This window comes from Tautonia sociabilis (assembly GCF_003977685.1).
In the GTDB taxonomy this organism is placed as follows: Bacteria; Planctomycetota; Planctomycetia; order Isosphaerales; family Isosphaeraceae; genus Tautonia; species Tautonia sociabilis.
In genome coordinates this window covers 31,612-52,145 of sequence record NZ_RYZH01000041.1, presented here as the reverse complement: position 1 = coordinate 52,145, position 20,534 = coordinate 31,612, and the positions used below count along the sequence as shown (strand labels likewise).

General features: G+C 70.7%; 15 protein-coding genes. 9 read left to right on the top strand and 6 right to left on the bottom strand.

Annotated features, from left to right (window positions below):
* The first annotated feature begins 49 nt into the window (after positions 1-49).
* Both corA and TsocGM_RS18945 read left to right on the top strand, forming a co-directional pair.
* Positions 50-1,105, top strand: coding sequence for a magnesium/cobalt transporter CorA (gene corA, locus TsocGM_RS18950; protein WP_126727033.1), 1,056 nt, complete (start codon positions 50-52; stop codon positions 1,103-1,105).
* 228 nt (positions 1,106-1,333) lie between these two features.
* Complete coding sequence (locus TsocGM_RS18945; RefSeq protein WP_126727032.1) at positions 1,334-2,203, top strand: DUF1559 domain-containing protein; 870 nt, start codon at positions 1,334-1,336, stop codon at positions 2,201-2,203.
* On the opposite strand, the gene TsocGM_RS18940 is transcribed toward TsocGM_RS18945, so the two are convergent.
* Both TsocGM_RS18940 and TsocGM_RS18935 read right to left on the bottom strand, forming a co-directional pair.
* On the bottom strand, positions 2,146-3,618 hold the full coding sequence (locus TsocGM_RS18940) for a sulfatase-like hydrolase/transferase (RefSeq protein WP_126727031.1): 1,473 nt from the start codon (positions 3,616-3,618) through the stop codon (positions 2,146-2,148). The two genes, TsocGM_RS18945 and TsocGM_RS18940, sit on opposite strands and share 58 nt — an antisense overlap.
* Positions 3,619-3,649: 31 nt before the next feature.
* Positions 3,650-3,856 carry a hypothetical protein gene (locus TsocGM_RS18935; protein ID WP_126727030.1) on the bottom strand — a complete coding sequence of 69 codons (207 nt, stop codon included), beginning with the start codon at positions 3,854-3,856 and terminating at the stop codon, positions 3,650-3,652.
* A 258-nt stretch (positions 3,857-4,114) separates the two neighbouring features.
* On the opposite strand from TsocGM_RS18935, the gene TsocGM_RS18930 reads away from it, so the two are divergent.
* Both TsocGM_RS18930 and TsocGM_RS18925 read left to right on the top strand, forming a co-directional pair.
* On the top strand, positions 4,115-5,233 hold the full coding sequence (locus TsocGM_RS18930) for a hypothetical protein (protein ID WP_126727029.1): 1,119 nt from the start codon (positions 4,115-4,117) through the stop codon (positions 5,231-5,233).
* Between the two features lie 617 nt (positions 5,234-5,850).
* Entirely contained in the window at positions 5,851-7,173 is a 1,323-nt protein-coding gene (locus TsocGM_RS18925; protein WP_199756834.1) for a Gfo/Idh/MocA family protein, read from the top strand.
* Positions 7,174-7,259: 86 nt separating this feature from the next.
* Here the strand turns inward: TsocGM_RS18925 and TsocGM_RS18920 are convergent, their stop codons facing one another.
* The 3 genes from TsocGM_RS18920 to TsocGM_RS26155 all read right to left on the bottom strand — a co-directional run bounded on the left by TsocGM_RS18920 (position 7,260) and on the right by TsocGM_RS26155 (position 9,796).
* A complete protein-coding gene (locus TsocGM_RS18920) occupies positions 7,260-8,009 on the bottom strand; it encodes a hypothetical protein (RefSeq protein WP_126727028.1) in 750 nt (249 codons plus the stop codon).
* 403 nt (positions 8,010-8,412) lie between these two features.
* Complete coding sequence (locus TsocGM_RS18915) at positions 8,413-9,495, bottom strand: DUF1559 domain-containing protein (protein ID WP_126727027.1); 1,083 nt, start codon at positions 9,493-9,495, stop codon at positions 8,413-8,415.
* 139 nt (positions 9,496-9,634) lie between these two features.
* Positions 9,635-9,796, bottom strand: coding sequence for a hypothetical protein (locus tag TsocGM_RS26155; RefSeq protein WP_233579024.1), 162 nt, complete (start codon positions 9,794-9,796; stop codon positions 9,635-9,637).
* Between the two features lie 579 nt (positions 9,797-10,375).
* Between TsocGM_RS26155 and TsocGM_RS18910 the strand changes: the two genes are divergently transcribed.
* Entirely contained in the window at positions 10,376-11,515 is a 1,140-nt protein-coding gene (locus TsocGM_RS18910) for a redoxin family protein (protein ID WP_126727026.1), read from the top strand.
* A 96-nt stretch (positions 11,516-11,611) separates the two neighbouring features.
* Here TsocGM_RS18910 and TsocGM_RS18905 read toward each other — a convergent pair whose 3' ends face one another.
* The gene (locus TsocGM_RS18905) at positions 11,612-12,802 is read right to left on the bottom strand and encodes an HAF repeat-containing PEP-CTERM protein (RefSeq protein WP_126727025.1); all 1,191 of its coding nucleotides are present in this window, start codon (positions 12,800-12,802) and stop codon (positions 11,612-11,614) included.
* Between the two features lie 530 nt (positions 12,803-13,332).
* Here TsocGM_RS18905 and dnaN point away from each other — a divergent pair.
* From dnaN to TsocGM_RS18880, 4 genes are all read left to right on the top strand, one after another.
* Positions 13,333-14,454: a DNA polymerase III subunit beta gene (gene dnaN, locus TsocGM_RS18900; protein WP_126727024.1), complete on the top strand. Its 1,122-nt coding sequence runs from the start codon at positions 13,333-13,335 to the stop codon at positions 14,452-14,454.
* A 141-nt stretch (positions 14,455-14,595) separates the two neighbouring features.
* Complete coding sequence (locus tag TsocGM_RS18895; RefSeq protein ID WP_126727023.1) at positions 14,596-14,937, top strand: DUF721 domain-containing protein; 342 nt, start codon at positions 14,596-14,598, stop codon at positions 14,935-14,937.
* Positions 14,938-15,046: 109 nt separating this feature from the next.
* Entirely contained in the window at positions 15,047-17,620 is a 2,574-nt protein-coding gene (gene gyrB, locus TsocGM_RS18890) for a DNA topoisomerase (ATP-hydrolyzing) subunit B (protein WP_126727022.1), read from the top strand.
* A 1,220-nt stretch (positions 17,621-18,840) separates the two neighbouring features.
* A complete protein-coding gene (locus tag TsocGM_RS18880) occupies positions 18,841-20,469 on the top strand; it encodes an ArnT family glycosyltransferase (RefSeq protein WP_126727021.1) in 1,629 nt (542 codons plus the stop codon).
* Positions 20,470-20,534 lie beyond the last annotated feature (65 nt).

The window sequence follows — 20,534 nt, the reverse complement described above, 5'->3', positions numbered from 1 at the left end:
GGGGCGGGTTCCCGACGGCGATCGACTCGGAGGGGGAAGGGGAGGCGTCATGGCCGAGGCGGTCGAGGTCGAGCGGGCCGATGCGGAGGCCGCCGGGATGCCCCGGCTGCGGGCGGTCTACCGGGAGTCGGGCGGGGGGATCCACGCGGACTGGCCGGTCGATCGCATCGGCGAGGCGCTGGCCGACGAGCGGGGGACGCTCTGGCTCGACGTGGAGAACCCCGGCGGCCGGCCCTCGGCGGAGGTCGAGACCCTGCTCCGAGACGTGTTCAACTTTCACCCCCTGGCCGTCGAGGACGCGCTGGGGGAGGCCAACGCGCCGAAGGTGGACGACTGGGGGCGGTATCTCACGATCGTCTTCCACGCCATCGACTTCGACCCGGACCGCGACGAGGTCCGCCTGCACGAGCTGGACCTGTTCCTGGGGGCGAACTTCCTGGTGACCTACCACATCGAGCCGCTCTCGTCGCTCGACCGCCTCCGCCGGCTGGTCGACCGGGACGCCAGCGACCGGCTGGCGCACGGGGCCGACCACCTGGCGTACCTGCTGCTCGACGCGGCGGTCGACGAGCACATGGCGGCCATCGAGCACCTGGACGATGCGATCGACGACCTGCAAGACCGCGTCTTCCACCGCGTCCACCCCCGGATGCTCCACGAGATCTTCCGGGTGAAGCGCTCGGTGCTGCGGGTGCACCGCATCCTCACCCCCCAGCGCGAGGTGGCCAACCGCCTGGCCCGAGACCCGTACCCGATGATCGACGACCGCGACCGCGTCTACTTCCGGGACGTCTACGACCACCTCGTCCGCCTGCATGACATCACCGACGGCATCCGGGACCTCGTCACCAGCACGCTGGAGACGTACCTCTCCGTCTCGGCCAACCGCACCAACGAGGTGATGAAGGCGCTGACGCTGATCACCTACCTGTTCCTGCCGCTGAACTTCCTTGTCGGCTTCTTCGGGATGAACTTCTTCGGCGACAACATCCAGCTCGCCGGGCTGAGGCTGCCGCACGTGACCATCTTCGTCTCGGCGCTGGTCGTCATGGTCACCTCGCCGCTGATGCTCTACCTCTGGGCCAGGCGGAAGCGCTGGTTCTGAGGCCGGATCGGGGCGTCTTGGTCGCCGCCGACACGTCTCCTGGAGCTCTCGCCGAACCCCACGACACCCATCCAGGCGGAACGACCGACAGGGCAAGACACCCGCAAGGGCCGAGGCCGTCCGTTCGCCGACGGCCCGTTGCATCGCCGTCGCGGTGGTGGTATTACGTTCGCATCGTTTTTCCTACACGCCCCTCTCTCTCCCCCGGCGCGGCATCGAGGGCCCGACATGACGGCGAGACGCGGATTCACGCTGATTGAACTGCTCGTGGTGATCGCGATTCTCGGGGTGCTGGTCGCCCTGCTGCTGCCCGCGGTGCAGAAGGCGCGCGAGGCGGCCCGCCGGATCAGCTGCACCAACAATCTGAAGCAAGTGGCCCTCGCCCTGCATTCGTACCACGACGCCTCTGGAGCGCTGCCGATGGGCTATTCCCACGTGCCGGGCTATCGGACGGGGGGCTTCGGCTGGGCGGCGGCGATCCTGCCCCAGATGGAGCAGGGGCCGCTCTTCGACGCGATCAACTTCGACCTGGCGGCCTGGACGGTGGAGAACGCGACGGCCTGCGTCACGCCGATCTCGTCGTACCTGTGCCCCTCGGACGAGACTTCGCAGCAGGGGCAGCTCGATCGCGAGGGCCTGCGCTTCGCCATGGCCAGCTACGTCGCCAGCTTCGGCCCCGGCGACATGGACTTCGGCGACCCGGAGGACCGCCGAGGCCTGTTCAGCCGGAACAGCCGCATCCGGTTCGCCGACATCACCGACGGCCTCTCGCAGACCCTCGCCGTGGGAGAGCGGCACAACGGCCGGTTCGCCGTGCTCTCCAGCGGCGGCCATCTCTACGCCGAGACCGTCTGGCCGGGCGCGATCCGGGAGGACCCTGACGACGACCACGGCCACACCACGCTGTTCCAGACGGGCCACACCCCCACCAGCCCCGAGATGGACGACCGAGACGCCGCCAGCCGGCACGACGGCGTCACCGGCTTCGCCTTCGCCGACGGCTCCGTCCAGTTCTTGAAGCACACGATCGCCCTGGCCGTCTACCGGGCGCTCGGGACCCGGGCCGGCCGCGAGGTGCTCGACGCCGGTTCGTTCTGAGGAGGGCTCCCCCCGTCGAGGACCGGCCGGATCGGGAGCGACCCGCCCCCAGGCTCTCGCTCGCCGTCGACCTCGCGCTGCCAGGCGTCGTACAGGGCCGAGAGCTGAGCGACGCGGTCGGGCTCTCGGGGGGCGAGGTCGAGGGACTCGCCGGGGTCATCGTCGAGGTGGAAGAGCATCGGCCGGCTGCCGTCGATCACCAGCTTCCAGGGGCCGAGCCGGGCGGCGCCCTGGTTTCCCATCCTCCAGAACAGGGGGCGATCCGGGAGGGGATCGCCCTGGAGGAGCAGGGGGGAGAGGCTGATGCCGTCCGAAGGCGGGGAGCCGGGGCCGTCGGGGGCGATCCCGGCGAGGTCGAGGAGGGTGGGCATGAGGTCCATCGTCATCGCCGTCTCGCCGGTGACGCCGGGAGCGACCCGGCCCGGCCACCGGACGATCGCGGGGACGCGGTGGCCGCCCTCGAACAGCTCCCCTTTCTGGCCTCGGAAGGGGCCGTTGTCGGAGATCTCCCCCTCGAACCGGCCGCCGTAGTGGCGGTAGCCGCCGTTGTCGGAGGTGAAGATCACCAGCGTCGATTGGTCCAGGTCCAGCCGTCGGAGCGTCTCCATGATCGCGCCGACGCTCGCGTCGACCGCCTCGATCATCGATCGGACCACCGGCGAGACCTCCCCCGGAGGGTGCGGGCCGAGCTTGCTCAGGCCGCTGTAGTCGACCCCCGGGCGCCGGTGCGGGCCCTCGTCGGGCCCCTGCCAGGGGAAGTGGATCGCCAGGTGGGAGACGTCGAGGAAGAACGGCCGGTCTCGGTGCCGCTCGATGAACTCGCAGGCGAGGCGGGCGATCAGGTCGACGCTGTAGCCCTCCTCCATCGCGATCGCCTCGCCGCGGTACCAGTCCTCGTGGCCGGATCGGCTGATGTGGGAATGATGGTCGCCGTCGCCGGTGAGCAGGCCGACGAACTCGTCGAACCCCTGGCGGGTGGGCAAAAATGGCGCCCGGTAGCCGAGGTGCCACTTGCCGAAGATCGCGGAGACGTAGCCGGCCGGCTCGAGGGCCTCGGCGATCGTCACCGCCTCCAGAGGAAGGCCGGTGTCGGCGTCTCGATGCTCGTCGAGCGCCGCCTCGAAGGCGCGGCCGAAGCGGTTCTGGTAGCGTCCGGTGAGCAGGGCGGCCCGGGTGGCCGAGCACATCGGGCCGTTGGCGTGGAAGTCGGTGAAGCGCAGGCCCTCGGCGGCGAGGCGGTCGATGTTCGGCGTGAGCACCGAGGCGTTGCCAGAGCACCCGAGGTCGGCGTAGCCGAGGTCGTCGACCAGGATCAGGACGACGTTCGGAGGCCGGTCCTCCCCGATCGCCCGCCCTCCCCCCAACGCCGCCAGGAGAGCCGCCGCCGCCGCGATCGTCACCACATCGCTCCCCATCAGTCGTCCCTCCCCAGATCGTCGCCTCGCCTCAGCCTGCTCCCCGATCCCTCCGGTCCCGGTCCTGCTGGTGGAGGAGATCCCGGCACGTCCGGCAGGTCACCTCGGCGCGATTCTCCGTGGCGATCCCCTCCATCTCGGCCCGGTGGGCGGCCTCCCTGTCCCGGGGATTGCAGAGGACCATGCCGTCGTCGTTCAGCGCGTGCCGGTCGCGCTTCGGCCGGGTGTCCCGGGACATCGCTCGCCCTCGATGGGTCGGGTCCGCCGTGGTCGGGGTCCGGGTCATCCTATCCCGACCGAGGAGCGAAGGGCAGGGGAGTGTCGGGGAGAGGCCGCCGGGGACACTCGGGAGATCGATCCGATCGAGCCCGGCTCTCCCCTCGGATGACTTGCGGAGGTGCGGGACGCGCGTCATGATCGGTCGGCCGGCGAGGAACCTGGCGAGGGGACGTCGCCGGGAGGCAGGAGCATCCGGCCGGCCGCTGGGGCATGCATCATGACCGACTTCGAGACCGTCTCCCGGGAGATCCACGGGATCATCGACCGGCGGCGGGAGCTGTACACATTTCTCGGATCGGTGTACGCGGCGATGGGGATTTTCCTGCAGAACGCGCTGCAAGGCGGCCTGCCGCCGAGCCTGGGACGGGTGCAAGACCACCTGTTCGCCTTCTATGCGGTGATGGTGCTGGTGCCTTCGCTGCTGCTGGCGTTGCGGATGGGGAGGCTGCACGGGGGCCTGACGCTCAACGGGATGCTCTTCGCCCGACTGATTCAAGGGAAGCCGTTCGCGGGGGCGGGGGATCCGGAGCGGGCGGGGAGGAGGAACTACCTGGGGGTTTCGTACCTGAACTTCCTGCTGGCCAGCGTGATCGCCGGGTTCTCGGCCACGGTGCTGGCGCTGGCCCTGCACGCGACGCCGGCGGTGGCGGCGGCGATCGGGCTGGGGATCGTGATCGTCTGGATGCTCATCGACGCCCGGTTCCACCGGCACGTGCTGGCTTATGCCCGCACTCGGATCGCGGAGGACCAATTCGAGGAGGTCGGCCGGGAGCAGTGGGAGCAGCACGTCCACGAGACGCTCAAGGGGTGCAACCAGGACCTGATCGGCACGCTCTCGTTCGTCGGGTTGATGACCTTCTCCACGTTCGAGGCCCTCTCGTCGTTCGGGCAGATCGCCGACGACGCGAGGGTGGATATCCCGCCGGAGCTGGCCGAGACCTACGGGCCGATCCTGTTCACGACGCTGTTGCTCGTGACCTGCGGCATCGGCCTGCTCGTCTCCGTGCGCGTCCGGATCGCCATCGGCCACAACTCGATGCGGCTCTACCCGCACGACAACCCGTTCCGGCCGCTCCGGCTGACCGACTCGCTGCTGGGATACCTGCTGCTGGCCTTCCTGTTCGCCGTGTCCCTGCACCTGTTCCTGACCGTCTCCTGGGACGGCCAGGAGATGGGAGCGGGGCCGATCCTGGCGGCCGACGCCGCCGCGTTTCTCGTCGCGATCGTCGCCGGCCAGTCGGCCCTCTTCCTCGCCGGCCTCCGCGCCCGTCGCGGCGGGCCCACCGCCGTCGTGGCGGACGCTTCGCCCCCCAGCGACGGCGGCGAGACGGCCTGACCCCGGCCAGGACCGGGCCGGGCCGAGACGAGCCGAACCGAACCGAGCCGAGCCGAGCCGAACGGACCCGACCGTCCGGAGGTCACACTCCCAAGGGAACGCCTCGCCCCCAACGATCTGCGCCGCCGCCTGCTCGCCCTCGAGGCCGACCGCGTCGGCCGCCAGATCACCCTGCCACGGGGGACCGCCGCGCGGATGGTTCCCATCAGCCAGGCAGGCCCGTGGCCCCGCGGCGTCACGACGTCGAGCCGTTCGTCGCGCCTCGACTCTCGCGGCGAAGGAACTGCTCCGATATTCACTTGTCAAGCGTGCACACAGGTTCCCGATCGCTTCCAGGATCAACTCCATCGCGTTGACGTTGGACCCGATGCCAAGAATCTCCTGGCCGGGCCGTTGCCGCGGAGCCCGGGACCGGGTGAGATAGGGGCTGGAGCCGGTCGGCGAGGGTGCGCAGGCTCGGCACACCGGCCCCTCCCGGAATCCGGTCTCGACGGGCCGGATCGGGTCCGGGCGGACCAGGGGGCCGGGGCGAGCCGGACCCGAGGCATCGGCGGCCGGGAGGAGGGGCTCCCCGGACTCTTCCCCGCTTCCTCTTTGAGTCAGGAGCATATGTCATCATGGGTATGACACCGATCAAGCCGACGCGACGCGACTGGCTCAGGGGCTCGATGGCCGCCGCCGGCGGGGCGATGGCGATGCCCTGGATCGTGCCCGCCTCGGCCCTGGGCCGGCAGCCGGGGAGGAAGGCGGCGTCGGAGCGGATCACGATGGGCGTCATCGGGTTCGGCCCGAGATGCACCTACGTGATGAAGGCCATGCTGCCCCTCGACGACATGCAGTGCGTCACCGTCTGCGACGTGCAGCGGTCGCGGCGGGAGAACGGCAAGAAGCTCGTGGATGAGCACTACGGCAACGCCGATTGCACCGTCACCCGAGACTTCCACGAATTGCTCGACCGCCCCGACCTCGACGCCCTGCTCATCGCCACCGGCGACCGCTGGCACGGCCCCGCCTCCATCATGGCCGCGAAGGCGGGCAAAGACGTCTACAGCGAGAAACCGTGCGGCCTGACCATCGAGATCTGCCAGAAGCTCGACGACACCTTTCGCCAGACCGGCCGCGTCTTCCAGGCCGGCACCCAGCGCCGGAGCGTGGCCAACTTCCAGAAGGCGGTCGAGCTGGCCACCAGCGGCAAGCTCGGGACGCTCAAAACGCTGTACGCCTCCGTCTACCGGCCGACGCTCGACAATTCCTGGCTCCCCGGTGAGCCGACCCCGCCGGTTGACGTCTGCGACTGGGACCGCTGGCTCGGCCCGGCGCCGTGGCGCCCCTACAACGAGGCCTACGTCCAGGGACGCTGGCGAGGCTACTGGGACTTCGACTCCGGCGCCCGGCTGCTCGACTGGGCCGCCCACACCCTGGACCTCTGCCAGCAGGCCAAGGGAGCCGACGACACGATGCCCGTCGAGTACGAGCCGGCCGAACACCGCATCACCTGCCGCTACGAGGACGGCGTCGAGATCATCCTCGACTTCCTCGACGACCCCTTCGGCGACCGCAAGGGCTGGATCAACGAGCTGGGCACCTGCCCGGTGCGGTTCGTGGGCGAGGAGGGCTGGGTGGAGACGGGAGACAACGGCGGCATCGTCGTCGAGCCCTCCTCGCTCCGCGCCGAGGTGGCCGACTTCTCGGCCAACCCCCAGGTCGGCCTCGACGTGGGCGCCCACGCCAAGGACTGGTTCGCGGCGATCCGATCCCGCGGCACCACCGCGGCGAACTCCTCGATCATGAGGCACTCGCACATCGCCTGCCACGCGGCGGCGCTGTCCTGGGTGCTCGGCCGGACCCTGCGGATCGACCCCGACCGCGAGGAGTTCATCAACGACGACGAGGCCAACGGCCTCCGCTCCCGGCCCGAGCGGGAGCCGTATACCGTCTGACCCGGCGGCAAGCGCCGCGATCGGACGGCCGGCCGGGGCGCCCTCGGCCCCGGCCGCCCTCCGTCACCGCGATCGGACCGGCCCGATCAGGTCGGTCGGCGACCCCGCTCGGCGTCGACGGCCGAGAACGCGGCCAGCGCCGAGGCGAAGGTGCAGGTGAGCAGCATCGCCAGCGCCCGGGGGACCAGCTGCTCGGCGAACGGCTGGGGAGTCTTGGCCATCGGGAAGGCGATGCCGCCGATCAGCTCATAGGCGACGGCGCCGACCGCCGCGCCGGTCAGGCCCCCGATCGCCGTCCGGGCCCCCAACCCCCGGGCCGTCCCGCCCAGGCCGACCCCGAAGGCCAGGCCCCCCGCCGCGCCGGCCGCCGCCCAGGAGCCAACGTGGACGAGCAGGGGGATGATCAGGTTTTCTCCCTGGTTGGCCTGCACCTGCGTGTCATATTCAAAATAGGCGGGGATGACCAGGAAGGAGGCCAGGGCCGTCGCCGCCAGGCCGACAACCAGGCCCAGCAGCGCCGCCCTCGCCGTCGGCCCCCGGCCCGACCGGCCCGCGAGCCCGCCGGCCCAGCCCATCGCCAGGCCGAGCAAGCCACCCATCAGGCCGAAGCTCAGGGAGGCATTCTGCCGGGTCGCCCTGGCGATCTCGTGAGGGGGGGCGACCATGTTGGTCTCCCCATTGATGACCTCGGGCACCAGCCCGGGCCGGAAGGTCTGATACGTCCCCTCGACGGCCGCCGCGGCCAGCCCTCCGGCGAGCAGGCCGGCCGCCAGGGCGAAGGCCCAGGTGCGGGAGGCTCCGACCGCCGGGATGGCCGGGTCCGGGGTGGAGTTCAAGACAACCGCCTCGGGGGCGTCGGCCGTCGATGTTGGTGTTGGTGTTGATGTCGATGTCGGTGTCGGTGTCGGGGCGTCAGGATCGGGATTCAAGGGCGGCCTCCCTCCTTCGGCCCGCCCCGCCCGGCCCCTGGCCCTCCCGAGCAGCCCGGCGCGATCCGATCCGGACGGGGGCCGATGTGGGGTCTCGGGGGCGGACGTCTTCGCGTCGAGGAAGCGGATCGAATGATCGGGGGAAACAACCGGAGGCGCCGGTGCTCAACCGCGACCGGCCCCCCCGTCGAATCGAATCGAATCGAATCGGATCGGATCCGGTCCGATCGAGCCAATCCGGCCCTGCCTGCCGGACGCCCGGGAGGGGAGCGGCGAGTCGGGCGGATCGGCCGGTCGGACTGGGATCCGGTCAGTACTGGTCGGACGAGATGACCTCGCCGCCGGCCTTGGTGCCCAGGCCCCACCAGACGGCCAGGTTGACCGAGTCCTTGACGAACCGGACGCTGCCATCGCCCATCAGGACGTTGCACCCTCCCGAGTGGTTGCTCATGGCGTTGACGTAGTTCGCGTGCTGGGCCTGGCGGCAGCAGCCGACTCGGCAGGCGCTCCACTTGATCTGGCCGCCCCCGTTGGGTGGCACGATCGTGTTGAAGATGGTGTAGCCCATCGCCCCGGTCGACCAGCGGGACCCGGGGCCGTTGCCTGGCGGTTGGTTCTGGTACTCGGTCGTGCAGATGTTCGTGTCGTTGCGGTAGGCGGTGAGGGGGTCGGCCAGCTCCTGGATGTCGAAGCGATTGTGCGCCGTTGTGCCGCTGACATTCCCGGTCGACCTGCCCCGGCCGCGCGCCTGGGGCGGGTTGACGAGGATCTCCGAGAAGGCGATCGTGTTCGACGAGCCGTCGAGCATCGAGTCCATGCCGTAGGCCCTCGTGTAGTGGGCGAACAGGCCGCTGACCTCGGTGCCCTCCCCGTACCAGTACGGGACCTCGAAGGTCGACGTTCCCTGGCTGGCCACATAGTTGTTCAGCCACGGGCCCGGGCGGGGGGAGTTGGGGTCCGACGGGCAGAGGAACGTGCTGACGATGCTGTTGGAGACCGTCGAGTTGATGAAGTAACAAGGGTTGTTGGCCCACTCCGGCGCCCAGTTGAAGTTGGCGGCCGCGTGCAGCGGGGCCTGCTCCAGGTAGGGCAGCAGCATCGCGTGCACGCTCCAGCTGCTCCAGCCCTCGGTTCGCCAGCCGTTGCCGTCGGGGTGGACCACGTTGCGGGAGCTGCCCATCGGGAAGCTGCCGTTGGCGCTGTGGTAGTTGTGCAGGCCCAGGCCGATCTGCTTCAGATTGTTGGTGCACTGCGAGCGTCGCGCGGCCTCTCGAGCCGCTTGCACGGCCGGCAGCAGGAGGGCGATGAGGACGCCGATGATGGCGATGACCACCAGCAACTCGATCAGGGTGAATCCGAGACGACGGCCGAACACAATCCGTGAACACTGCATGTGATGACCTCCGGGGAATCGCTGGGGAGCCGGCGACCACGGCCGGATCCCGTCCTCGAGGGCGCTTGCGAGCATCCGGGGCGACAGGAGAAGGACCCCAGGCCGCGCCGAGCGGCCAGAACCCCGACGATCACGGCGCCTACGGCGCCTTGCCCTGACTCTTGGCGAACTCCTCCATGGCGTTGTTGGCCTCGGTGATCTCCGGGGCCTGGTCCTCCATGATCGTCCCCTCCTTCGGACTTCCCCCGCAGCCCGAGAGCGGCACGATCGCCAGGGCCAGCGCCGCCGATGTGCGGAGCATCACGCTCCGGGGACCGTTGCTCGATGCCTGTGGCATGGATGATGTCCTCTGGGAAAATCGCCTCGGAATTCCGGGTTGGGATCCGGTGCCCGGTGCGAGGTGACGGCCGATCCCTGCCCGTCGCCCGGCCCATCGGCCGGGCGCATCAACCCCCTCCCCACGACGCACCCGGGGCAAGGGCGAATCGATCGACGACCTGAACGAAATCTGGCGATCCCGACCCGTTGTCCGGCCCAGATGGGCCGGTCGGCTGAACCGATCGCTCGCGGAGAATCGCTGTCAGGAGAAGTTGAGATCGAGTGATCTCAATCTCAGCCAGCGTTGAGGGTTATGCAACCGCGTGACCTTTGATAACCCACGCGCGGGGCCAATATACAAGTCCGGTCGTACCAGATCAAGCACATATAGCGTCGCTTTCCATTTCGGGTCCCGAATCCGGGGAGTCATCCGTCGTACTCGGGACTGGAGGCGGCGCGGCCCTTGGCAGACGGACCCGGCCGTGCCACACTACGGCCGGGCCCATTTCATCCCATCCCGAATTGACCCGACCCGACCCAACCGCCCGGGGAGACACCGACGATGACCCTCCGACCGCCTCCCATCCCTCTCGCCCTCGCCCTCGCCCTCGCCGCCGCGACGGCCCTGGCCGCGACCTCAGCGTCGACCTCCCGGGCCGAGGACGTGACCCCCTTGCCGATCGGGGCCCCTCTGCCCGACTTCCGCCTGCCCGGCGTGGACGGCAAGACCTACACCCCGGGCGACTTCGCCGACGCCGAGGTGCTCGTCGTCGTCTTCACCTGCAACCACTGCCCGACCGCCCAGGCCTACGAGGGCCGGATCGCCCGCCTGCTCGACGATTACGAGGACAAGGGGGTCGCGCTGGTCGCCATCTCGCCGAACGACCCGCTGGCGGTGCGGCTCGATGAGCTCGGCTACACCGACCTCGGCGACTCGTTCGAGGAGATGAAGATCCGTGCCCAGGATCACGGCTTCAACTACCCCTATCTCTACGACGGCGAAACGCAGGAGACGTCCCGGGCCTTCGGCGTGCTGGCGACGCCGCACGTGTTCATCTTCGACCGCGACCGCGCCCTGCGCTATCAGGGCCGCTTCGACGACTCGGAAGTGAAGGAGGTCTCCTCGCACGACGCGATCGACGCCGTCGAGGCCCTGCTCGCCGGCCGGCCGGTCCCGCATCCGACCACTCGCGTCTTCGGCTGCTCAACCAAATGGGCCGATAAGCGAGCCAGCGCCCGGGAATCCCTCGCCCGATGGGACGCCGAGCCCGTCGCGATCGAGCCGATCGGCCTGGAGGCCGTCGCCGAGCTGGCCAGCAACGACACCGACGACCTGCTCCTGGTCAATCTCTGGGCCACCTGGTGCGGCCCCTGCGTGGCCGAGCTTCCCGAGCTGGTCACCATCAACCGGATGTACCGCCAGCGCGACTTCCGGATGATCACCATCAGCCTGGACGATCCGGAGCACCGCGACAAGGCGCTCGACGTCCTGCGCAAGCACCACGTCTCCTCCACCAACTACATCCTCGACGCCGACGACCGCGACGCCTTCGCCGAGGCCCTCGACCCCTCCTGGCCCGGCCCCGTTCCCTACACCCTGCTCATCGCCCCCGGCGGCAAGGTGATCAACCGCCAGGTCGGCGAGCTCGACCCGCTGGAGGTCAAGCGGGCGATCGTCGAGCACCTGGGCCGGACCTACTGAGCTCCGCAGAGCCCACCTCGAGCCGAGGGGAAGGACCGGATCGGGCTCCAGCCCTTCCCCGGCCCTTCCGATCGGCTCGATTCCCCTCCCAACACCTCAAACCGCTCGCGATCGACGACGCCAAGAGGCCGCCCCAAGCATTCCCAGCACGCCGAGGCCCGCCAGCGCCAGGCTCGACGGCTCGGGCACGGCACCGCCGGCGATGCCGAGGCGGGCGATCCAGGCCTCGAGGTATCCGTCAGGGTTGTAGCCGCTCCCCACGATCACCTCCCCGTTGGCGGAGATTCCTGTCGCCGTCACGAGCTGCCAGCCGCTCAACGCCGCCCCTAGGCCAAACTCGTCGATCAGGACCTGGCGGAGGCTGCGCATCCCCAGCACCGGGTCCCAGTAGAACGCCTCTTGTCCCAGGGAGGTGGTGCCATACCCGACCACAATCGAGCCGTCGGCCGACACGGCGTTCGCCCGGCTGGCCACGCTCCCGCCGTCGAGATCCCCCAGGGCGACCATCCCCCCGGACTCGGTCCAGCGGAACGCCTCATCCCCGGAGCCGGACCGGCCGACCCCCACAATCACCCGCCCATCAGACGACACCGCATATGCTCGGCTAATGAAGGAGCCGCCGTCGAGGTCTCCCAGGCCGACCATCCCCCCGGCCTCCGTCCAGCGGAACGCCTGGGCTCCGCTCTGCCCCACGATGGTCGAACCGTCGGCCGAGATGGCGTACGCGTCGCTGCCGAAGCTGCCGTCGAGGGCCCCCAGGCCGACCATCCCGCCGGCCTCCGTCCAGCGGAACGCTTCGTTTCCCCACGATCCATCCGACGCTCGGCTCCACCCGACCACGATCGAACCGTCGGCCGACACACCGCGCGCCATGCTCACCATGGGGCCCTCTCCCCTGCTACCAGGAAGACGCCCCAACCAGATCTTCCGCCCGTCGGCCGACCAGAGCACCGCCTGGTCCGGCGCCCCCTCCTGGTATCCCACGACGACCGAGCCGTCGGCCGACACACCATATGCCTCGCTGTACGACGAGTAGGAACCGCCCACGGCGGTCATCCCCTCAGCGGCCGTCCATCGGAACGGCACTGGCGTGCCATAAACATGGCTGTTGCCCACGACAGTCGAGCCGTCGGCCGACACCGCGTTCGCCCCACTGAGGAAACCGTTTATATTGGGACCAAAGAAGGACCCCAGCCCCGTGAACGAGGCGGCCGGGGCCGGGGAGGCGATGGCGACCGAAACCGCCAGGGCAACGCTCGCCAGGCGCAGGACGTGAATGCTTCGCATGGATGACGACCTCGAGACCGATCTCTATCCCTTACGGCCCGGGGCCGCAGGCCGGAGCCCCGGGCTGGCCTCGCCGGCCGAAGTTCCCGAAGCCCCCCTCCCAGGCCTCGCCCGCCGACCGTCTCCAGGTCGGCCCGAGGGCCCGGCGCCGGCCGGTTCGCGTCACGATCGCCCGATCAGGCGGGCGTCCATGGTCGGCTTCAAGAGATAGCTCCTCCCCGAGACGCTGGCAAGCACCCATCGACGCGATTCTCCACCAAGTTGCCCAAGAGCAACGCCCCCACGGGCATCGGTCCGCTCGGAACCCCCGACAACCTCGCCGCCCGAGGCCCTCGATCCCGGTCGGACGGCGCTCCCATCGCGAGAAACCGATCCGCTCCGGGGCGGATCGAGGCCCGAGGCCGACCTTGAGGCCGATTAACGTGTTTGGTATCATCGCCTTGTTGCGGATCGCCCGACGATCCGGAGGCGGCGTCGCGGGGCCGCTCGGAGGCGGCCCGGGATCCATCAGGTCCAAGGCGGGGCATTCCATGAAACTGCTATGCGACCGCGAGCAACTGCTCGCCGCGTTCGGGGCGGTCGGCGGGGTGGTGCCGGCGAGGAGCCCGAAGCCGATCCTGCAGCACCTGAAGCTGGTGGCGGCGCCAGGGCAGGGGTCGACCCTGATGGCGACCGACCTGGAGGTTGGCATCCGCTTCCGGGTGCTCGGCGTGAAGGTGGACCAGCCGGGCTCGGTGATCCTGCCGTTGCAGCGGATGGGGCAGATCCTCCGCACCAGCACCGGAGACGACGAGCTGGCGCTGGAGGTCGACGGCGAGACGCTGGTCGTCCGGGGCCACCGCTCGGAGTTCAAGCTGCCGGCCGAGGATCCGGAGCTGTTCCCCGATCCCCCCGACTTCAACGCCGAGACCGGCTACCGCGTCGCTGCCGAGGAGTTGCGGAGAGCCATCCGCCGGACCAGCTTCGCCACCGACCCGGACAGCACCCGGTACGCCCTGGCCGGCGTCCTGATGGAGCCGGGGCCCGAGTCGATCACGCTGGTCGGCACCGACGGCCGCCGGATGGCCCGGCAGATCATCGGCTGCGAGCCCGAGGGGGCGGTCGAGCCGCCGAGCCAGGCGCCGGTGGTGCCGGTCAAGGCGCTTCGGCTCATCGAGCGGAACCTGGACGACGAGGAGCCGGCCCGGGTGGCCGTGCAGGACGGCACCGCGGTGCTGGTCAAGACCGGCCGGGCGGTGATCTACAGCCGGCTCGTCGAGGGCCGGTTCCCGAACTACAAGGCGGTCATGCCCAGCAGCTTCGAGGCGAGGATCCCCTTCGCCGAGGTCGAGCCGCTGCTGCAAGCCGTCGAGCAGGCGGCGATCGTCACCAGCAAGGACAGCCGGGGCGTCGACTTCCAGTTCGGCGAGGGCCTGCTCCGGCTGGCCAGCCAGACGGCCGACGTGGGGGAGTCGCACATCGAGCTGCCGATCTCCTACGACGGCAAGGACGTGGCCATCACCTTCGACGCCTCCTACCTGCTCGAGGCCCTCAAGGCGCTCGACCCCTCGCAGCCGATCGCCGCCGAGCTGATCGACCACAAAAGCGCCGCCGTGTTCAAGACCGAGGATCAGTACACCTACGTCGTCATGCCGCTGAACCGGGACCGCTGAGGCCCCTGCTCCTCTCGGGCCCCGCGCCGCCGGAGTCGGCCAGGGGGAAAACGGGCCGCGAGGAGGACGGTCCCTGACGGCGAGGCCGAGGCCGCGGATCCCGCCCGATCCGCTTGCCAAACCGTGGGTTGGATCGCTATAATGAAGAAGCGTTCACATCGAGGCGACCCTGATCGAGGCGGCGGGCCGGTGCCGCTGTCCGAGGCGCTCGGCGCGCTCTTCGCGAGCCGGGGGTACGCCCGGACGCGGGCCCAGGGGGAGCTGGAGGCGGCCTGGGAAGCGGCCGTCGGGCCGGAGGTCGCCGAGAGGACGAGGCTGGGGGGAGTCCGCCACGGCGTCCTGAGCGTCACGGTGGCCCACCCGACGCTGCTGGAGGAACTGGCCGCGTTCCGCAAGCCGACCATCCTGGCCGCCCTGCGCCGGGGGGCCCCCGGCTCCCCGGTGCGGGATATCCGCTTCCGGGTCGGACCGATCGAGGCGTGACGGATCGATCGATCGATCGATCGGACCCGGCCCGGCCCCCGGCCCGGCCGGGAACGGCTGGCCCCCCCCGCCCGCCCCTGCCTGGCATTCCGCTCTTCGAGGATTGGCGATGGCCCTCAACCCCGACGGTTCGATCGAGACGACCGAGGCCCCGACCGCCGGCGGCGATGGCGCCGCGGCGCTGGACTACACCGAGAGCAATATCCGGGTGCTGGAGGGCATCGAGGCCATCCGCAAGCGTCCCGGCATGTACATCGGCGACACCACGGCGAGGGGCTTGCACCACCTGATCTACGAGGTCGTGGACAACTCGATCGACGAGGCGATGGCCGGCTTCTGCCGCGTCATCGACGTGACGATCCTCGCCGACGGCTCGGTCGCCATCGCCGACGACGGCCGGGGCATCCCGGTGAAGGAGCACCCGAACTTCCCGGGCGTCTCCACCCTGCAAATCGTGTTGACCAAGCCCCACGCCGGCGGCAAGTTCGACCATCAGACCTACAAGGTCTCCGGCGGGTTGCACGGCGTGGGCGTCACCGTGGTCAACGCGCTGAGCGAGCGCCTGGAGGCCGAGGTCCATCGCGACGGCAAGGTCTGGCGCCAGGAATACTCCCGGGGAGAGCCCGAGGGGCCGATTCGCCCCACCGGCGCCACCAAGCGCACCGGCACCCGCATCCAGTTCCTGCCCGATAACGACATCTTCCCCGACATCACCTTCGACTACGGCACCCTGGAGAAGCGCTTCCGCGAGCTGGCCTTCCTCAACCCCGGCGTCCGCATCCGCCTGACCGACCAGCGCGGCGACGAGCCCAAGCACGACGAGTTCCACAGCGAGGGCGGCCTGGCCGAGTTCGTCGCCCACCTCAACCGCGCCCAGAACCCCCTGCACGAACCGGCCGTGCTCAAGGGCAAGGACGAGGAGCGCAACGTCGAGGTCGAGGTCGCCCTCCAGTACAACGACGGCTTCTCCGAGACGGTCGTCACCTACTGCAACAACATCCACACGATCGAGGGCGGCACCCACCTGACCGGCTTCCGCGCGGCGCTGACCCGCACGATGAACGCCTACGTCAAGGCCAACGCCCCGGCGAGCCAGAAGAACAAGAAGGACCTGGCCATCTCCGGCGAGGACTTCCGTGAAGGGCTCACCGCGGTGGTCAGCGTCCGCGTGCCCGACCCGCAGTTCGAGGGACAGACCAAAACCAAGCTCGGCAACGGAGAGGTCGAGGGCATCGTCGCCAAGGTCGTCAACGACACCCTCGCCGAGTTCCTCGAGCAGAACCCCGGCGCCGCCAAGAAGCTCGTCGCCAAGGCCGTGCTCGCCGCCGAGGCCCGAGAGGCCACCCGCAAGGCCCGAGAACTCGTCCGCAACCGCAAGGGAGTGCTCACCGGCGGCGGCCTGCCCGGCAAGCTGATGGACTGCACCAGCCACGACCGGGACCACTCCGAGCTGTTCCTCGTCGAGGGCGACAGCGCCGGCGGCACCGCCGAGGGGGGCCGCGACCGCCAGTTCCAGGCCATCCTCCCCCTTCGGGGCAAGATCCTCAACGTCGAGCGCGCCCGGCTGGACAAGGTGCTCGGCAACGAGGAGGTGCGCAACATCATCACCGCCGTCGGCGGCGGCATCGGCGAGGAAGAGTCGACCGAGAAGCGCCGCTACGGCAAGATCGTCATGATGAGCGACGCCGACGTCGACGGCTCGCACATCCGCACCCTGCTGATGACCTTCTTCTACCGCCAGATGCCCCGCCTGGTGGCCGAGGGACACCTGTACGTCGCGCAGCCGCCCTTGTACCTGATCGCCCACCGCAACGAGCGGCGCTACGTGCAGACCGAGGCCGAGATGCACGCCATCCTCATGGGCAACGGCCTGAAAGACGCGACGCTCCGCCAGGCCGCCGTCGCCTCCTCTTCCGAGCCGCCGATGGATCCGATCGACGGGGACAGGCTCCGCACCCTGGTCGAGATCGCCGCCGGCCTGGACAACGCCCTCCGCGCCTTCGGCCGCCGCAACCTGCCGGTCGGCGAGTTCCTCCGAAGGGCGCACCCCGAGACGGGGCTGATGCCCCTGTTCCTCGTCCGCCAGGTGGAGGCCGACGACGTCTACCTCTACTCGGCCGAGGAGCTGGAGCGGTTCACCCGAGAGCACGCCCCCGAATCGGGCGACGCCGCCCCGGTGGACGACAGCGACGTGCCCGTGGCCGACGCCCCCCCCGAGCCCGCCGAGGGCCCCTCGGCCGAGGCGCTCGCCTTCCGGGTCGTCGAGCTGACCGAGGTCCGCACCCTGAACAAGTGGCTCGGCCGGCTCAAGGCGGAGTTCAACCTGGGGGCCGACGTCCTGCTGCCGGTCGAGGTCACCGGCGACGAACCCCCCCCCCGCTTCCTCTTCGACCGCGACGGCGACGAGCACCCGCTGCTCGACCTCCGGGAGCTGGTCCCCACCGTCCGCAAGCTGGGCGAGCGCGGCCTGAAGATCACCCGCTTCAAGGGCCTCGGCGAGATGGACGCCGAGCAGCTCTGGGAAACCACCATGGACCCCTCCCGGCGCACCCTGCTCCAGGTCCGCCTGGACGACGCCGCCGCCGCCAACGACCTGTTCACCACCCTGATGGGGGACGACGTCGAGCCCCGCCGCGAGTTCATCGAGAAACACGCGCTGGAGGTCAAGAACCTCGACGTCTGACCCGGCCCCCCCCAGACGGCCCCCCTCCCGGCCCCGGCCCCGCCGTCGGCCTCCTCCTCAAGGATCGGCTCGAGCCTCCCGGCAACCGTTCCTCCGCCGGGAGGCCGACCGTCCCCCTGCCGCGCCCTTCCGCACGACCCTCGCCGGCGCCCTCGACGGGACGAGGTCCCACGCTCCCCGACCCGGCCGAGAACCGCCAGACACGCCGCCCGCGGCGGATCCCTTCCCCGGACGCCTCTCGTCGTCTCGTGCCTGGGGAGGGCTCCCACCGTGCCTCCAGGCTATTCGCGATCCATTCGCGATTCCTGCGAAAGCTCACACTCTTTACGCTCATCGCGGTTCCGCCGCTGTTCGTCTCATTGAGCGTAGAGAACCTGGATGATCGTAACCGTCTGAGAACACCGCCCTTGGATCCGTTCATCGTCCTGATCTCCTGGATGGAAGACAAGAAACCGCATGAGGTTCGGCGCACCGCCGAGCGGCGGGCGCCGGGGGAAAACCGGTGGAAGAACCTGTCGCGCCCGCCGGCACGAGCCGGGATGGCGGCGTTGGTGCTCGGGAGGAGGGGGAGGGAGGCGTTGATGGGGAGGGCGCCGTCGGCGCGGGCGCGACGCGCCGTCGACGGGTTTTCCCCCGCCCGGTGGTGACGAACGGCGCGCAGGGACGGGCCCTTGGGAACGAAGGGGGCCGGGACGGCGGCGCCGGAGCCGGGGGGAGGGAGAAGAGGCCCGGTCTCGGAGTTGTGATCCTGGCTGGCCGATTCCGGGCCTTCCCTTCCGACGGTCGGGCCGGCCCGATCGGGGGATCGGGGAGGAGCCCCGGGTCCGGGGGTGGTCGGGGACTCGAACCGATCGGATCTCCGGACTTCAACCGCGAAGGAAGACGAGCCTGGATCCGTTGTGCTGGATCCGCATCGCGGCCGTCGCGGCGATCGGGGCCGTCGGGCTCGGCGTCACGGGAGCGGCCTCGGGCGCCGAGCCCGTCTCCCGGGTGCGGTTCGGCATCGTCCCGGTGCTGGCCCTGATCCCGATGGTCCTGGCCCGGCGCGCCGGGTCGGCCGGGGATTCTCGTTTTACGCTTCGCTCGGTACGCGGTTGCCATCGCGTAACGGGCGTAGCTCGCGAGCGAGGCTCGCCTTCCCGATCGGGGAGCGATCCCCTATCCTCCGGGCCGGAGGCCCTCGGGGGCCGCTCCGGGTCGAGGGGAGGGGAGGAGGGGGGATGGCGAGGTCGTCGGCGGTCGGTCCGGGACGATCGGGCGGGTGGCTGCTCGCGGGGCTGGCCGTGCTGGTGCTGGGGGCCGGCCTGGGAGGGGCTCGACGGCTGAGCTACCACGAGGCGATCGTCGCCCAGGGAGCCCGGGAGCTGCTCGCTCCGGGGGGGGACTGGCTGGAGCCGACGATCGGAGGGCGGCCCTGGCTGGAGAAGCCGCCGCTGTCGCACTGGATGGCGGCCCTGGCCGGATGGGCGCTCGGCGGGGTCGACGAGGCGGCGGCGAGGCTCCCCTCGGCGCTGGCGGCGGGGATGCTGGCGATGGTCGTGGCCGGGCTGGCGGGCCGGCACTTCGGTCCGTCGGCCGGGCTGCTCGCGGGGGCCTGCCAGGTGACGGCGTCGTGGTCGATCCTCCGCGGCCGGCTGGCCGATGCCGACATGGTGCTCGCGCTGCTCGTCGCCGCTTCGATCGCGGCCTTCGACCGCCTGCGAGGCCCCGACGGCCCTGCGATCTCCCGGTGGCGGTGGGCCTTCTTCCTGCTGCTGGGAGGCACGTCGCTGGCCAAGGGGGTTGGCTTCGGCGCGGCGCTGGCGACGGCGGCGATCCTCGCCGTGCTGCTCTGGGACCGAGACGCGAAGGCGATCCGACGCCTGGCCTGGCCGACGGGGTGGGCGGCGGCGGCGCTGGTCGCCCTGGCCTGGCCGCTGGCGATCGCCGGCCGGCACCCGGAGGCGGTCGGCCTCTGGCTCGGGCACGTCTCCGACCGGCTCGCCGCCGAGCCGACCACCTTCGCCGGCGAGCCGCTGGGGACGTTCCTGCTCTCCCCGATGCTCCAGGCGCTTCCCTGGACGCCCTTGGCCCTCGTCGGCTCCTGGCAGTCCTTCGGCCGAGCCCGCCGAGCGCCGGGAGGGCTCGACCGACTGCTCTGGGCCTGGGCGGTCGTGCCCACGGCGATGCTCTGCCTCGCCTCGGTGCGGAACGACCACTACCTGATCCACGCGATGCCGCCGTGGTCGATCTGGGCGGGGCTCGGGCTGGCCCGCCTGGGGGACCGGCTGCGGAGCCGTCGGGGGTGGTCGGCGGGGCTGCTGCGTCGGGGGGCGATCGGCCTCTTCGGCGCGATCGGAGCGGGGGTGGCGATCGTGCACGTCGCCGTGGTCCCCCGGTTCGAGGACCGGGGGCGCGAGTGGTCGTGGTACGCCGAGGCGTCCCTGCTCGTCCCGCCGGAGGAGCCGCTGGTGCTGCTCTACGACTGGGACGGCCCCGACCCCTGGGACCGCCTGCCGTACCCCACCCCCTTCGGCCCGGTGCCTCACGACCTGGCGGTCCGGCTGTTCTACCTCGACCGGCCCGCCTCCTGGCGCAACGGCCCCGGCCTCCTCGCCGAGGACCCGCCCTCCTCCCGGCCGTTCGCCGTGATCGGCCGGGAGCGCGACCTCCCCGCCCTGCGACTCCTCGGCACGGTGGAGGAGCGCTCCCGAGGGCCGGACCACCGCTGGGACCGCTCCTTCGCCCTGTTCCGGGTGATCCCGGAGGCCGACCAGGACGCCCGCCAACCGAAGCACCCTCGAACCGGCCGCCAGGCAGACCCCGGACATCGAACCGATCGGCCCGAGGGAACCCGGCGGCCCGCTTGACCGCTCCGGTCCCGTCTCCCTAGCATTCGACGGGGCGAATCCGTTGGGCCGGGGGGCCGGCCCCC